The 15,251-nt window shown below is 70.0% G+C and carries 10 protein-coding genes; 6 read left to right on the top strand and 4 right to left on the bottom strand.

Annotation, left to right across the window (positions count from 1 at the left end):
- Nucleotides 1-174 precede the first annotated feature (174 nt).
- The gene (locus J2X68_RS37470) at nucleotides 175-570 is read left to right on the top strand and encodes a hypothetical protein (RefSeq protein ID WP_310437087.1); all 396 of its coding nucleotides are present in this window, start codon (nucleotides 175-177) and stop codon (nucleotides 568-570) included.
- Between the two features lie 121 nt (nucleotides 571-691).
- Here the strand turns inward: J2X68_RS37470 and J2X68_RS37465 are convergent, their stop codons facing one another.
- Nucleotides 692-2,020, bottom strand: coding sequence for a hypothetical protein (locus tag J2X68_RS37465; protein WP_310437086.1), 1,329 nt, complete (start codon nucleotides 2,018-2,020; stop codon nucleotides 692-694).
- Nucleotides 2,021-3,055: 1,035 nt separating this feature from the next.
- Nucleotides 3,056-3,229 carry a hypothetical protein gene (locus J2X68_RS37460; RefSeq protein WP_310437085.1) on the bottom strand — a complete coding sequence of 58 codons (174 nt, stop codon included), beginning with the start codon at nucleotides 3,227-3,229 and terminating at the stop codon, nucleotides 3,056-3,058.
- A gap of 573 nt (nucleotides 3,230-3,802) precedes the next feature.
- Between J2X68_RS37460 and J2X68_RS37455 the strand changes: the two genes are divergently transcribed.
- From J2X68_RS37455 to J2X68_RS37430, 5 genes are all read left to right on the top strand, one after another.
- Nucleotides 3,803-5,953 (top strand): PQQ-binding-like beta-propeller repeat protein, encoded by a 2,151-nt coding sequence (locus J2X68_RS37455; RefSeq protein WP_310437084.1) that lies wholly within the window; start codon nucleotides 3,803-3,805, stop codon nucleotides 5,951-5,953.
- Between the two features lie 63 nt (nucleotides 5,954-6,016).
- Nucleotides 6,017-6,295 carry a hypothetical protein gene (locus J2X68_RS37450; RefSeq protein ID WP_310437083.1) on the top strand — a complete coding sequence of 93 codons (279 nt, stop codon included), beginning with the start codon at nucleotides 6,017-6,019 and terminating at the stop codon, nucleotides 6,293-6,295.
- An 885-nt stretch (nucleotides 6,296-7,180) separates the two neighbouring features.
- A complete protein-coding gene (locus J2X68_RS37440; RefSeq protein WP_310437082.1) occupies nucleotides 7,181-9,574 on the top strand; it encodes a Helicase associated domain protein in 2,394 nt (797 codons plus the stop codon).
- 605 nt (nucleotides 9,575-10,179) lie between these two features.
- Nucleotides 10,180-10,776, top strand: a complete 597-nt coding sequence (locus tag J2X68_RS37435; RefSeq protein ID WP_310437081.1) for an SRPBCC family protein — start codon at nucleotides 10,180-10,182, stop codon at nucleotides 10,774-10,776.
- A gap of 37 nt (nucleotides 10,777-10,813) precedes the next feature.
- Nucleotides 10,814-13,132, top strand: coding sequence for an FdhF/YdeP family oxidoreductase (locus J2X68_RS37430; protein WP_310437080.1), 2,319 nt, complete (start codon nucleotides 10,814-10,816; stop codon nucleotides 13,130-13,132).
- A 55-nt stretch (nucleotides 13,133-13,187) separates the two neighbouring features.
- Here the strand turns inward: J2X68_RS37430 and J2X68_RS37425 are convergent, their stop codons facing one another.
- On the bottom strand, nucleotides 13,188-13,598 hold the full coding sequence (locus J2X68_RS37425) for a hypothetical protein (RefSeq protein WP_310437079.1): 411 nt from the start codon (nucleotides 13,596-13,598) through the stop codon (nucleotides 13,188-13,190).
- Nucleotides 13,599-13,789: 191 nt separating this feature from the next.
- Nucleotides 13,790-14,857 carry a S8 family peptidase gene (locus J2X68_RS37420; protein ID WP_310437078.1) on the bottom strand — a complete coding sequence of 356 codons (1,068 nt, stop codon included), beginning with the start codon at nucleotides 14,855-14,857 and terminating at the stop codon, nucleotides 13,790-13,792.
- Nucleotides 14,858-15,251 lie beyond the last annotated feature (394 nt).

Genomic DNA, 15,251 nt, shown 5'->3' with positions numbered 1-15,251 from the left:
CTCCTCAAAAGCGGCCCCAGCCGCCTCAACTGGCAACGATCGCGGCCCCGTTGGGCGCCGCATCGCAACCGTCCCGCGCAGCCCCGCACACCGTCTACGACCTGCGGTGTTGCGGAAGCTTCCGCAACACGAACACACGCGACACCCCAACCCCGCGGACCCGGACGGCACCCCATGAGGGCCCCGAACTACCCGCTCGCGTGCGCACTCGCCGAAGCCGGCTGGAACAACAGCGAAACGGCCCGGCAAATCAACACCCTGGCCAAGCAACGCGGCCATTGCGGCGTCGCCATTGACCGCTCCCGGGTCAGCCGCTGGATCCGCCACGGCGAGAAACCACGCGCACCCGTTCCCGAACTCCTCACCGACCTCCTGAAAAGACAACTACACCGGCCGATCACACCGGACCACCTCGGCATCGGCCCATCCCGGAACGTACTCATCGTCTTGGAACCCCACGAGCATCACGCCCTGGCAGCGAACGCCGCAGCCGCGAACATGCCCGTCGAGCACTACGCACAAGCACTCCTGCGGCTCGCCCTCACGAACACCACGACGCCCCGTTCCTGAGTTCTTAGGGTGCCTGGCCGACTCCCGGGAGGCGGCGTCCCAGTCTTGTGAGTTTGACCAGTGCTCGGCTCCTGTCACCCGATCTCGGCCAGCGGCCAGCGCTCGGTGAGGGACGGTGGGATCAGCAGTTGCGGAATGGTTCCCAGGGGTCGGGTAGGGGAGCGCTGGGGTCCTCGCCTTCGGTGGACAGGCCGACGTAGGCGCGCTGGGAGGGGCGGGTGCCGGGGAGGCCATACTGGATGAACTGCTCGTGGAGGGCTGAGCCGAACGGCACGGGCTGGAAGTCTTCGGCGGTCAGCAGCTCGGCCAGGACCTTCAGCAGCTTCTGGCGTCCAGGGGAGAGCTCGGTGAACACCGGTGTGGTGTGCGTGGGTTCGAACAGGGCTTCCAGCAGGTTCTCGGCGAGGACTGCCAACGGGCGGGGCACGACTCCGGTCTTCTCGATACGGGGCAGGGCGCGGACGATCTCCAGGAGGACCCCGTCCGGGTCCTCGGTGGCGCCCATCAGGTGCAGCAGGCTTCGGACGGTGTAGCTGTGCAGGTCGCCAGCATGGTGGGCGGTGGCGGACTCGGGAGCCGGCCCGGCGCCGAAGGCGGCCAGCTCGGTGGCGATGCGCTCCGCCGGCGGCAGGCCGGGCGCGGCAGCCGGGTGCGCGACCAGCAAGCGGGTCAGGGCGGTGGCGGCGGCCCAGCGCGGCAAGGGGTGTTCGTGGTCGAGGTGGTGCCGGAGTCGGCGGTCCGGGTCGTGGTCGGCGAGCAGCCCGATGGCGACGAGGACCGTGGCGACGCAGACCGGGTCCCGCTCGCCGTCGAGGCGGGCCAGCAACGGGAGCAGGGTGGCGTCGGCCTCCTCGGGGAACCAGCCCAGGAGGTACGCGGTCTTGGTGCGGGTCTCCGGGTCCCGGTCGCAGAGCAGTTCGAGCAGGACGGGAAGCTGGGCGCGGACCGCGTCATAGGAGCGCAGTGCGCCCTCGCGGGCATCGACGGGGTGCCCGGCCGCACAGTACGCCCGTGCCTCGCGCAAGTTCTTCAGCCGCTCCTCGTCGGTCTCGGCGGCGATCTGCTCGTCGTACCAGCGCAGATTTTCTTCGGGGCTGATGGCTGCGGCGCGCCACGCGGCGGTGTCGATGCCGAGCGGGAGGTTGTACTCGTCATGCCAATCTATGGCCAGACGGGTCAGCAGCAGCAGCGCGTCGGCCCGGGCGCCGGCCGGGCCTGCGACAGCGATTCGGGCGAGGAACGGCACAGCGTACGGAGAGGCCGAGTACCGCGTCCCCTGGTGGAAGATGTTGCTGAACAGGCTGCGGAAGGCGCTCTCCCGGGCCTCCTCGTCCGGCCCGCACACCGTCCGGAGCTGGCCGGGCACGTCCTCGGCGCTGCCGTAGGCGTGCCCCAGGGCTGCCCAGTCGATGTCGTCCAGCCCTGCCAAGAGATCGTCGGATCGTTTCATGATCCGTATGCTCGCAGGGACCGCTGACACCGCCTCGCCGTACACCTCACCCCCGCCAGGGGAGCTCACCCCTGGAACGGCTGGATGTTCTCCGAAAAGCTGGAGCAGCCAGGAGACGCTGAGCGTCACGCTCGTGGAGCCCGGGCCGGTGGTGGAAGTCAGCGCTGACGTCGCCAGAGACGGGTCCGGCCGCTTCCGCCACCCCGTGCGGCTGCAGCGCGTACGCGACGACGCGACACCCGGCCACAACTGATGGAACGGCTGAACCATGGCGGTGTCATACACGGCGCGCGCAAGCCAACCGGCGATGCACAGGACGCTGACTGTCACGGAGACGGGGCTGCAGTTCCTGCTGGACGCGTGCCGTCGCGGGGAGCTGTGCCGGCCGCTGGACTTCCTCCCGGAAGTCCACCACCCCATCGGAGGCGGCGAGGCGGTCATCCCCGACGCGCTGCTGTACTACCAGCGCGGGGGTAGGGGCGGTGGGGGTTCGATACTGCGGGCGTTCCTCGAGGTCGACCGGGCGACCATGGACCCGAGCGCCTCGCATCAAAACTCCGCGCCTACGCCCGCCTCCACCAGTACTCCCCCACGCCGGTCGGCCGGCGCCGCATGGTGGAGGCGGTCCAGGAGGAATGGGGGCGGCACTATCCGCTTTTCCCGCGGCTGCTGTTCGTCCTGGACGGCATCGGCCCCGCCGGCATCGACAACCGCCTCCGCGCCCTGCACGCAGCCGACGTCGACCCTGCGGTCCCCTGCTCCTGCGCCAGGTCAGCGTGCTCACCACACCCATGACCGACCTGCTCCAGCACGGACCCGCCGCGGCCGTCTGCCACCCCGTACAAGACCTCGAACGCCGGGTCGGCTGGATGGAATAGCTGGTGCCGTAGACGGTGCGCAGCAGGCGATTGCGCAGCGCTTGGTGGTCTGCGCAATTGCTCCCGACCACATGCCCGACCACGGGAGGCCGGGACTCCTACCACAGGCCCGACCCGCGCAGGCCACAGCATTGCGCACACCCATGGAGACAAGGCCTCAGCGCGCGACAACCGGGGTGATCAGCGCGGCCAGGGCCGTCACTCCCGCGAGCCCGACAAGGAGCGGCTGCACCCAGGCCGGGTGTCGATGGGCGAGATAGATAAGGGCGCCCACGACGAGGAGGGCGACAAGGACGAGCAGCAGGACGACGAGCAGCGCCAGCGTGGACATGGAAGTAGATCCCCCTGTGTTGGTCGGTGAGAGCAAAAAATGCCTGGCAGGCCCCAGGTGCTACGCGCTGACGGGCCGCCGGTGGGCGAACGGCGACCGGGTGGCCGCGGGCGGCGGATAGCGCAGTCTGCCGTTCGAAGGTCTTCAGGTGACGGTGGGGTATCTGAGGGAGCGGTGGTGACCCAAAGCCGGACTGTTGATCCCGGTCAGGTTGATCGATAGCGGGCGGCAAGTGGTCGGGATCAGGCGGTTGTGTTGCGATGCGTGCATGGGGGACTGCCTCGGTGCGTGGCGTGTGAGGGTGGAGTACCAGCCTGGGGGCAAGGATCGTTGTCCACGACGGGGTTGGGGCGCCTGGGCAGGTGGGCGGGCGTTTAGGAGGTGGACGCGCCTGGACGAGGAACGGGAGGGCGTGGGGGATGCCCGACGGTCAGCAGCCGAAGCCGCGGGTCGGGCGGCGAGAGGGGCCGCTCGCCGGAGTCAGTCCGCAGGGAGATGCCCTGGCGGCCTGGCTGCGACAGATCACCGCGGGCAGGACCCTGCGCCGTCGCCTCTGGCGGGGCGGGTCTGTCGGTGCGGGAGCTGCAGATCCGCCTGGACGATGCACGGCGCGGCCACATCGAGGTCCAGCAAGCGCTGCTGGACAACCAGAACACCATCCGCGTACTCGAAGCCACGATCACCTCGCTCGAGGAGCGCTGCGCACGGCTGGAGGCGGAGCGGGACCAGGCGCTGGGGCAGGCCCGGTCGGTCGTGGCGGTGCAGCGGGACCTGGAGGCGTTCACCGGGACGCTCGCGCAAGCCGAGAAGCGGCTGGAACTGGCGTTCCACGACCGTGTGTCCGCCGAGGTACTCCTCGCTGACGTCCGCCGCCAGGCCCAGAGCTACCGGCGCGCTCTTCACGCCCTTGACCAGAAGGCCCCGTCCGTCGCCGACCAGCACGACACCGCTGGCGATAACGCGTCGGGCGACGATCCGCGCACCATCGCGGATCATCAGCAGCCTCAGCAGTGGGAGTACGAAGCGCTCCTGGAAGCGGTCGACAACTGGCGGACGGCACGCCACAAGCAGCTCGTGGGCGTACGCCGACGTCTGGGGATTCAAGCCCCGAAGGCTCCGGACGACGCGTCCGCGACCGTGATCGAAGGCCCGGTCCGGGTTGTCCAAGTCCCGGGTCTGGACAACCCGGACAATGCCCCGACCAGCTATAAGTCCAAGCTGGAGGCGCCGGAAGACGACACTCATGCGCATGGGCGGGCAGCTGCCGAATCCGCGACGGCAACCGCCGTGCTCCCCTCTCAGGTGTCGGCTTCCCCGAAGAGGTGGCTGCCCGGGGCACGAGCGCGACGCACCCCCGGCAGGCCGGCCGGCGCTCCTGGGGCATTGCCGGGCAGCAGGGATGACGCCGCAGCGCACGACGTGGAGCGCGGGCGTATGCCTTGGACGCAGCGGGGTGTCCGTGCTCCGCGAAACCGCCGGCTGCGCGCCGCGGCCACTGTCCTGCTGCTCGCCCTGACCGCCACGACCGCAGCACCCCCGCCTCGCACACCGCCTGCCTCACACAGCCGGCATGCGGCAAGACATGCCGTCACAGCTGCCGAGCAGGTCCCGCCCGTCCGGTGGACAGCAACCTTCCCCTACGGCAACCACCTTGACGCGGTCACCCGTGACTCCTGGTTCCTCCAGGACTCCGACACGATCCGGGCGGTGGACATCGCCACCGGCACCACGCGATGGCGGGAACCGTCCCCGGTCGTCGACATGGCAACGCCGGGGCCAATGGCCGCAGACGATCACGCCATCTACGCCGCTCGAGACGCCGTCGTCCAGGCCCGCGACAGCAGCACCGGATCCTTCCGATGGGAACGGAACCTGTCGAACCTGCGGCCCACAAGCGCCGACCCCGACCTTTTCAATGTAGTCAGCGCCACGCTGAGCAGGACATCCGATGTCCTGTACGTCGTCATCTGGGCGGGGTCGACGGAGCGGGTGACAGCCGCGCTCAGCACGCGTACCGGCGCCGTGCTCTGGCACACCGAAAGTGAATTCCTCACGGAAATCGGTGCCACCTGCCTGACCATCAGCGACAAGGAAACGCAAGGCATCGAATGCCGCAGCGGTGTCCCGCGGTGGAAGGTAGACCTGAAGTTCGAAACAGCAGTGACAACCGGCATCGCAACCATTGCAGTCTGGGACAGCGAGTACCGCATCCGCAGCTTCAACGCCGTCACCGGCCGCCAGTTGTGGCAGACCGCCAACAAGTACCCGATGTGGGCACCGACCATGCAGGCAGCGAACGGGTTGATCTACTTCACCGACCACTTCGGACCTCTCTACGCACTGGACACCGCCACCGGCACCGCCCGCTGGTCGGCACCCGCAGAATTCACCCGGAAGACACCCGCCATCGACCGCGATCACGTCTACGTGACGGGCAGCGACGGGCACCTTTACGCCTTCAACGCCACAACCGGCGTCCGCGTCTGGGCCGCGTCCACAGGCGGCGACATCACCGCGGATCCCCTAGTCGTGGGAAACACCGTCTACGTCGGCGAACAGGACGGATGGCTCCAAGCCATCAACCGCACCAACGGCACCCACCGATGGAGCACACCCACCAGCAGCGCAGCCATCACCTACCTCCATGCCACCCCCGACCACATCACCACCCTCACCGATCCCAATGGTCGAGACCAAGCTGACCCCATCGCTCAACAGCGCTGACACCGCCCACCAGCCCACCGCCCTCGCCCCGCCCTCACCTGCTGGACAACCAGACGGCTTTCGATGCTGCCGTTCCTCGAGGTCGACCGATCGACCATGGGCCCCGAATGCCTCGCATCGAAACTCCGCGCCTACGCCCGCCTCCACCAGTACGCCTCCACGCCGGTCGGCCGATGCCGCACGATGGAGCCGGTCCAGGGAAACGAGGAGGGATGGCGGCCGCACTGTCCGCTCTTCCCGCGGCTGCTGTTCATCCTGGACGCCACCGGCATCGCCGGCATCGCCGTGCCCTGCAGGCAGCTGACGTCGACCCCGCGATCGCCCGCTTCCTGCGCGAGGTGACCTGCTCGCCGCACCCGACCTCCTCCACCACGGCCCCGCCGAGGCCGTGTGGCGCCCCGTACGAGACCCCGAACGCCGGGTCGGCTGGATGGAGCAGTTGGAGTTGCAGACAGTGCGCAGCAGGCAACTGCGCGGGTCGTTCGTGGGCTGCGCAACGCCTCGTGGGTCTGCGCATTTGTTCCCGAGGTCTGCGCAATGCCCCCGACCATGGTGGGCCGGAACCCCGACCACAAGCCCGACCACCGCAGGTCATCGCATTGCGCAGACATTGCGCAGACACCCGGACCCGGGCGCCCCGGCCACCGCCCTGCCGACTGCGCAAGAGAGCCGGCTGAGCATGGTCGGCGCCCACCGCCCTGGTCCTGCGCAATCGGCGACGGGGCCGCTTGCGCAGTCCCCCGGGCTGCCATCGCGCTGTCGACTGTGCAGGTGGTCAGTTCGGCGGCATAGCGGTGATCTTGCTGCTCGGTACCGCCTTTTCTCATTGGTTCTGACTGCCCGCCCGATTAGGCAGGCCTCGGCCCCCGGTGGTGCGGTCTCCTCGACCTCGCGCGTCCGCGCTCCACCCGAGCTGAAGGCATTCCACGCCTTCCTCGACCCCGGCGCCACCCTCGTCGTCCCCTCGCTCGACCGCGGCCTCCAGGACCTCATCAACAGGGTCGCCGAGCTCCGCACACGCGGGATCGGTTTCACTTCACGGCACGAGCACCCGGACAACACCGAGCAGCTGACGTGCCCGGCCTGCCCGCCGGCTTCGCCCTGTGCGAGAGGATCGACCGCAACCGCAAGCCGGTGCGGCTGGACGGGGTCCGGGACCAGGAGGGTCACGTAGGCACGGCACCGGAGCGGCTGAACGACGTACGACACGCGAGATGAGGACGAGCGGTGACCGGGATCAAGCTGCGCGACCACCAGGTCGAGGCCGTGGCCGCCATCGTGCGGGGCCTGGACATCCCGCCCGGAGGGATCCCGGCGAACGGCCTGCGCGGGCAGGTGCACGCCGCGTGCGGGACGGGGAAGACCGTCATCGCCGCGGCGGCGGCCAAGCGGATCGCGCCCAGGGGACGCGTCCTGGTGCTGGTGCCGACGCTGGACCTGCTGACCCAGACCGTGCGCGCGTGGCGTGCGGCCGGCCATCACGGCCCGGCGGTGGCGGTGTGCTCGCTCCATGACGACCCGGAACTGTGGACCCTGAAGGTCCGGTGCACCACCAACCCCATCCAGCTGGCACTGTGGCACGGCGCCGGACCGGTCACCGTCTACGCCACGTACGCCTCGCTCGGCGTCCTCGAGGAGTCCTTCGCCGGCGCGTACGGCCAGCAGCTCTCCCCCATGGACCTGGTGTGCGTGGACGAAGCTCACAGGACCAGCGGATCGATGGGGAAGGCGTGGGCCGCCGTCCACGACCAGGACACCGTCCCGGCGGCGCGGCGGCTGTACCTGACGGCGACGCCGCGGATCTGGCAGGAGCGTCCTGCGCACTGGGAGGTCGCCGAAGGGGTGCGGGACGCGCTGCCGGAGGAGCTGGCGGCCTCCATGGACGACGAGGACGTCTTCGGGCCCGTGCTGTACAAGCTGTCTCTGGCGTCGGCGGTCTCCCGTGGCCTGCTCGCCCGCTACCAGATCATCGTCATGGAGCTGAGGGATCCGGTCGTCACCCCGCAGCGGCTGATGGGTGAGGAACGGGGCGGCGAGGAGGTGCGTGGGCAGCGTCTCGGGGCACTCCATGCGGGGCTGCTGCGGACCATGGCCGAGCACGGCCTCAGCACATGCATCACCTTCCACCACCGGACGATAGAGGCGCAGGCCTACGCGGAGGGCCTTCAGGGCGTCGCGGCGAAGCTGCACGCCGATCAGCCGGAGAAGTACCCGGCGAGGACCTGGGCCGAGTGGCTGTGCGGGGAGCACGGCCCGGAGCACCGGCGCACGGTCCTCGCAGAGTTCGCCACCACTGTGCGGCGGGCGGTCCTGTCGAACTGCCGTGTCCTGGGCGAGGGCGTCGATATCCGGGAGGTGGACAGTGTCGCCCTCCTGGACCCCAAAGGGGCGCCCCACGACATCGTCCAGGCCATCGGCCGGGCCCTGCGGCAGCAGCCGGGGCAGAGGAAGCTGGCCTCGCTGATCGTGCCTGTCTTCCTCCAGCCGGGCGAGGCGCCCGAGGACATGTTCACCTCCGGCTCGTACCGGCCTCTGGTACAGGTGCTCCAAGGGCTGCGGGCTCACGACGAAGAGGCAGTGGAACTCCTCGCCATTCCCCAGGAGCCGCAGAAGGCCTCCGTACAGCCGTCCATGAGCATCGGCACGGCCCCGATCGACGGCGAGGACGAATCCCGTCTGCTGCTGCGCTTCGCGGCTCCGCGTGATCCGAGCACCGTCGCCGACTGGGTGTCCTTCAACGTCATCGACACCGAACGGCAGGACTGGGCGCGCGGCTGGGCGGCGCTCAAGAAGTTCACCGATCGCGAGGGGCACGCCAGGGTCCCGTACGGGCACAAAGAAGGCGCCTACCCGCTCGGGCAGTGGGTCGCGGAGCAGCGGCGGGCATACGGGGCGGGGCAGATGACCGGCCAGCGCGCGAGGCGACTCGAGCAGTTGGGCATGGTGTGGTCGCCGGCCGATGAACGGTTCCAGGAGAACCTGGCGGCCGCGCGGGTCTACTACGAGCAGGCGTTCAGTCTCTGTGCTCCGCGGACGGCCGCGGTGCTGGACCGGCCGTTGGGGATGTGGCTGGCGAATCTTCGACGGCCCGGTGCGCTGGACGGGCACCCGGAGTGGGCGGCCGCGCTGGAGGCGGTCGACCCGGACTGGAATCCCGCCTGGCCGGCCGACTGGCAGCGCCACTACGCGGCCGTGCGCGAGTTGCTGCGCGATGAGGAGGGAACGGAGCTCCTGCCGGGCGTGACCGTGGGAGGCCAGGACGTCGGACGGTGGCTGCTGCGGCAGCGGCAACCGGGCGTGTGGGCAGGTCTTATGGACGGCCAGCGCGAGCGGCTCGAGGCTCTCGGCATCACGCCGCTGGCCCCTGAGCCGGAGGCGCCCGGCAAGGGTCGCGGTTCTGACGCGTTCGAGCGGGGGGTTGCGGCCCTCGCGCAATACAAGGACCGTACGGGCTCTGTGACGGTCCCCAGAGGCCACGTGGAAACGGTGGTGGTCGACGGTGTCGAGCATCTGGTGAAGCTGGGTGTGTTTCTGTCCAACAGCCGTTCCCGGCGGGGGAAGCTCACCGCTGAACGGCTCGCCGCTCTCGCGGCCCTCGGACTCGAGTGGGCGGCGGCCTGACGCTGCCGGACGGGACCCTGGGCGCGCTGCGCGGCCTGGGGTCCTCTGCTGTGCCGGGTGCGCTCTTGAGCGCAGAACACGGGCGAGCTCACGGCGGGGGCGATCCCGCCCTTGTCGGGCGAGAGGGGGTGAGGTGTGCGCTCGGTGCTCGGTCTTCATCGTCTCCAGGTGGGCCATGACGTCGCCGTGCTGGGAGTGGGGGGATGTCAGCGCCACAAGGCGGCGGGCTCGGGTGATGGCGTGTTGTCGGAGTGGCGCTTCACGCCCGACAGCCACGAAGCCTTCAGCCGGTGTCTCGACGGTCCGGGCCGCGCAGTCCTGATCTTTGTGGAGCCGCAGCTGCCGCGGCGCGAGGTCCACACAATCCCGTCGGCCGCCTGCCGGGGTGCGGTGAGTGGCGGGTGGCCGGGACCAGGGGTGAAGCTGGAGGTGGCCGCCGGGCGCCGGGAGAAGCCCGGCGGACGTGCCCTCGGGCCCGTGCGCAGGGGGCCGCGGGTGCGGCCGGGTGACTCGAGGCCCGAGATCGGGGAACCGGACGTGGTGCCCTGACCCACCAGGGGAGGCCGGGCGTCCGGATGCCCGGCTTCCTCACCGGAAGAAGGATCATGATGGCGCACGAAGAGGACGACGGGCGCACCGGCGGCGACGGTGTCACGCGCCGCCGTCCGCTGCGCGAGCGGCACGTCGAGGAGACGGTCGAGGTCGCGGTGCCGGTCCGTACGGCCTACAACCAGTGGACACAGTTCAGGGCGTTCCCGCGTTTCTCGGCCGTGGTGCTCGACGTCGAGCAGGTCAGGCCCACCGTCACCGCGTGGACCATCGGCTACGGCCCTGTGCGCCGCCGTTTCCCGGTCGAGATCGTGGAGCAGGACCCCGACGCCTATCTGGCCTGGCGGGGCTTGGAGCAGCGTCCCACCCATGAGGGCGAGGTCGAGTTCCGGCCCACGGAGTCCGGGGGCACCGCGATCACCGTCCGGATGTTCCTGCGGCCGCACGGCGCCGTGAAGGTCCTCATCCGCTCCTCCAGGGTCACGGAGCTGGCCGCCCGGCTGGTGCGCGGAGAACTCGTCAGCTTCAAGCACTTCATCGAAGGGTTCGGCCAGGAGGGCGGCGCCTGGCGCGGCACCATCCGCAACGGCCGTGTCCAGCACGACACCCCGGAACCGCCCAGGAGCCGTGTCGCCCAGTGGCCCGTCGGCTGACCTGCCCCGTCCGACACGGCAAGAGAAAGGCCAAGCGATGCAGAACCCGCCCGGTGAGGAGCCGGAGACCTCCCTCTCCGTGACACCGCCGAAGAAGTGGGCGGCCGGGGTCCCCGCCGTCGTGCACGCGCTGGAGTACTCCCTGGAGCAGACCTCCCCGCGCAAGACCGGGGTCGACCTGCTCACCATGAACCAGGTGGGCGGGATCGACTGCCCCGGCTGCGCGTGGGCGGACCCCGCCCCGGGCCGGCGCCACCGCAACGAGTACTGCGAGAACGGCGCCAAGCACATCAACGACGAGGCCACCACGCGCCGGATCGGCGCCGGCTTCTTCCGCGAGCACAGCGTGTCCGACCTGGCCGCCCGTTCCGACATGTGGCTCAACCAGCAGGGCCGGCTCACCGAGCCGATGATCAAACGGCCTGGATCGGACCACTACGAGCCCATCGGCTGGAAGGACGCCCTGGGCGTCCTCGCGCGGGAACTCAAAGGGCTGGACTCGCCCGACGAGGCGGTCTTCTACACCTCCGGCCGGGCCAGCAACGAAGCCGCCTTCGTGTTCCAGCTCTTCGCCCGCGCCCTGGGCACCAACAATCTGCCCGACTGCAGCAACATGTGCCACGAGTCCAGCGGTTTCGCCCTGAACGAGACGCTCGGCGTCGGCAAGGGCACCGTGAGCCTGGACGACCTCCACCACGCGGGCCTGATCTTCCTGGTGGGGCAGAACCCCGGCAGCAACCACCCGCGCCAGCTCTCCGCCCTGGAGGAGGCCAAGCGCAACGGCGGCCGCATCGTGGCGGTCAACCCGCTGCCGGAGGCGGGGCTGCGGCGCTTCAAGAACCCGCAGAAGCCGCGCGGGGTCGTGGGGCGGGGCACCCAGATCGCCGACCGTTTCCTGCACATCAAGCCCGGCGGGGACCTCGCCCTGTTCCAGGCGCTGAACCGGCTGCTGCTGGAGGCGGAGAACGCGCGCCCCGGCACCGTCCTGGACCACGACTTCATCGACGCCCACACCTCCGGCTTCGAGGAGTTCGCCCGGCATGCCCGCACCGTCGGCTGGGACGACGTGCGCGCGGCGACGGGACTGACCCGCGAGGAGATCGAGAAGGTCCGCGACGAGGTCCTCGCCAGCGAACGCGTCGTCGTGTGCTGGGCGATGGGCATCACCCAGCACAAGCACGGGGTGCCCACCATCCGGGAGATCGTCAACTTCCTGATGCTGCGCGGCAACCTGGGACGTGCCGGCACGGGCGTCTGCCCGGTGCGCGGCCACAGCAACGTCCAGGGCGACCGCACCATGGGCATCTGGGAGCAGATGCCGGACAGCTTCCTGGACGCCCTGCGAGAGGAGTTCGGTTTCGACCCGCCGCGCCCGCACGGCCTGGACTCGGTGAACTCGATCAAGGCGATGCTGGAGGGCCGCGTCAAGGTCTTCCTCGCCCTGGCCGGGAACTTCGTGCGCGCAGCGCCCGACAGCGAGGTCACCGAGAAGGCGATGCGTACGTGCCGGCTGACCGCCCACATCTCCACCAAGCTCAACCGCTCGCACACCGTCTGCGGCGACACCGCCCTGATCCTGCCGACGCTGGGGCGCACCGAGCGTGACGTCCAGGCCGACGGCGAGCAGTTCGTCACCGTCGAGAACTCCATGAGCGAGGTGCACACCTCCCGGGGACGGATCGAACCGGCCTCGCGCATGCTGCTCAGCGAGGTCGCCATCCTGTGCCGGCTCGCCCGGCTCAGCGTCGACGGCACGGGGGACATCCCCTGGGCGGAGTTCGAGGGCGACTACAACACCATCCGCGACAGCATCTCCCGGATCGTGCCGGGCTTCCACGACTTCAACGCCCGGGTGGCCCGCCCGGGAGGCTTCCAGCTGCCCAACCCGGTCAACGAGGGCGTGTTCCGGACCGAGACCGGCAAGGCCCGCTTCACCTGCAACGAGCCGGTGGTCCCCCTGGCCCCCGAGGGACACCTGCTGCTGCAGACACTGCGCTCGCACGACCAGTGGAACACCGTCCCGTACACCAACAACGACCGCTACCGGGGCATTCATGGCAGCCGCCACGTCGTCCTGGTCAACCCGGCCGACCTGTCCGCGCTCGGCCTCGCCCAGGGCGACCGGGTGGACCTGGTGAGCGTCTGGCAGGACGGCACCGAGCGCCGGGCCGAGAACTTCGAGGTCGTGTCCTACCCGGCGGCCAAGGGGTCGGCCGCCGCCTACTACCCGGAGACGAACGTCCTGGTGCCGCTCGACAGCGTCGCCGACATGAGCAACCAGCCCACCTCCAAGGGCATCGTCGTCCGTCTGGAACCCACGGGCGACCGGTCCCGGTCCCGGCCGGCACCCGTCTGACCGGGACCGGGACCGGCGATGTCGTGGTCCTCGCAGAGCATTCCGTCAGGATTTCTCAGAGGGTCTCTCCGGCGCGACGGTCGGTCCGAGAAAGGACTCCGGTAACAGACGCTGAGAACGGCTCTCGTTCGGTGCGCGGCAGCGGTACTTCAACCAGATTGCCGTCATAGATCATCCACAAGCCGAAGCAGTCGTCGTCCTCGTCACGAACGAGCACTTGAACAGAGTGCGGATCCGGCCATGCCAGAGACTCCAGGTGGCTCAGCAACCCACGCCAGTTGTGGCGGATGAACTGAACAACCCACGCATAACACTCTTCGGATGACGTGCGCAGTCCGGCGAACACATGGTCATCCACTCGCGTGAAGCACTGGTGCCAATCCCGGCTATCACTGGGGCGAGTGAGGGGTTCCATAACTTCTTCGGCCCCTCGCGCCAGGACGATGACCTCTGCGTATCTGCTCATCAGCCCATGATGACCATGCCCCATCAGAACGGGCCGAGAGACGATCACACTTTGACGACAGGTCCTGGCGGCGTACGGCCCGCCAGGGCAGCGTACGGCGCGGTGGCTGCGCGGCTTGCACCCGCCGTGCCGGTGAGGCACGGCGAGGCACGGCGCTCGGGTGACCGTGCGGCCGGGGCGGCTGGCGCAGGTCAGAGGCCGCCGGTGTTGAGCAGCCGGTTGGGAGTGTCGGAGCGGACACCGCGCAGGACACCGCGGGTGGCCGTGTGGTCGAGCCAGACGTGGACTTGGTCGGCCGTGGCGTGCGGGTGTGCCGACAGGTACAGCGCGATCACGCCGGTCGCGTGCGGTGCGGCCCAGGACGTCGCGCCGCCGGTCTCCGTGACCGTACCGCCGCCGGCGAGGGCCGAGGTCACCTTCTGGCCGGGGGCGTACAGGTCCACGCACCGTCCGTAACCCGAGCCGTAGGAGCCGCCGTCGTTCCACGCCCGATCGTTCGAGGTGGAGGCCGCCACGACGATCGTGCCGGGGACGCCGGCCGGGGAGTGCTTGCAGGCGTCGTCATGGAAATTGCCGGCCGACACCACCGTCGGGATCCCCGCATCGACCATCTTCTTCACGGCGGACTCCAGGGCCGCCGACCGGTGGTCGAGGTTGAGCGACATGTTCACCACCGCCGGCTTCTGCGCGTGCGCGGTGACCCACTTGACCGACTTCACGAGCGCTGCCTCGGCCGCCGCCGACGAACCGCCGCCCCCGCTCTCGCACAGGACGCCCTGGACCCGTACGAGCTCCGCCTTGGGCGCCACCCCGTACTTCGCCCCGCCGATGACGCCGGCGACGAACGTGCCGTGGCCGGTCCCCTCCTCGCTGAAGCAGTCACCGGAGTCCTTCGGGCCCACGAAGTCGGCGCCGAGGTGGGCGCGTCCGCCGAACTCCTTGTGGGCGATGTCCATCCCGGTGTCGATCACATAGACGTGCACGCCCTTGCCCGTGGCGGTGGTGGTGAGCTTCCCGTTCAGTGGACGCGACCGCTGGTCCAGGATGTCCAGGTTCCACGGCACGCTCCGGGTGACTCGCGCCGCCGCGGCCAGCTTCTCCAGGTCGGCGTCGGGCACCGCCGCCGAGCCTGACGGCGCCCCGCCCCCGGAGGCCGCCGCGCCGGCTTCCCCGCCGCAGGCCGAGGCCCCGAGCACCGTCACCATGGCCACCGCGATGAGACCGGCCTTCGTCAGATTCCGCGTCACGACGTCCCCCACTTGCCCGTTTCGTACACAGTCAGCGCACAAGACGAGCACAGGGGGCGAGCGGTTCCGGCGAGGCGTGCGGGTGGGGCGGTGCACGCGCTCGACGGACCCGTGCTCCGCGCACGGCCACGGTGCTGGACCGGCCGTTGGAGATGTGCGCTGGACGGGCACCCGGAACGGGCAGCCGCGCTCGAGGCGATCGACCCGGACCGGAACCCCGCCTGGCCGGCCGACTGGCCGACTGGCAATGCCACTACGCCGCCGTGGGCGAGTTGCTGCACGACGAGACCGGAACGGAGCTCCTGCCGGGGCGTCACCGTAGGAGAACCCCTGAGGTGGAGGGACGATCGGGAGCGGCGAAAGCGAACAGCACGCGAGGATCCGTGGTCCGTGAAGGTCCACGGGG

It is taken from the genome of Streptomyces sp. 3330 (assembly GCF_031456635.1).
Lineage (GTDB): Bacteria > Actinomycetota > Actinomycetes > Streptomycetales > Streptomycetaceae > Streptomyces.
This window is presented reverse-complemented; position numbering and strand designations above follow the sequence as displayed.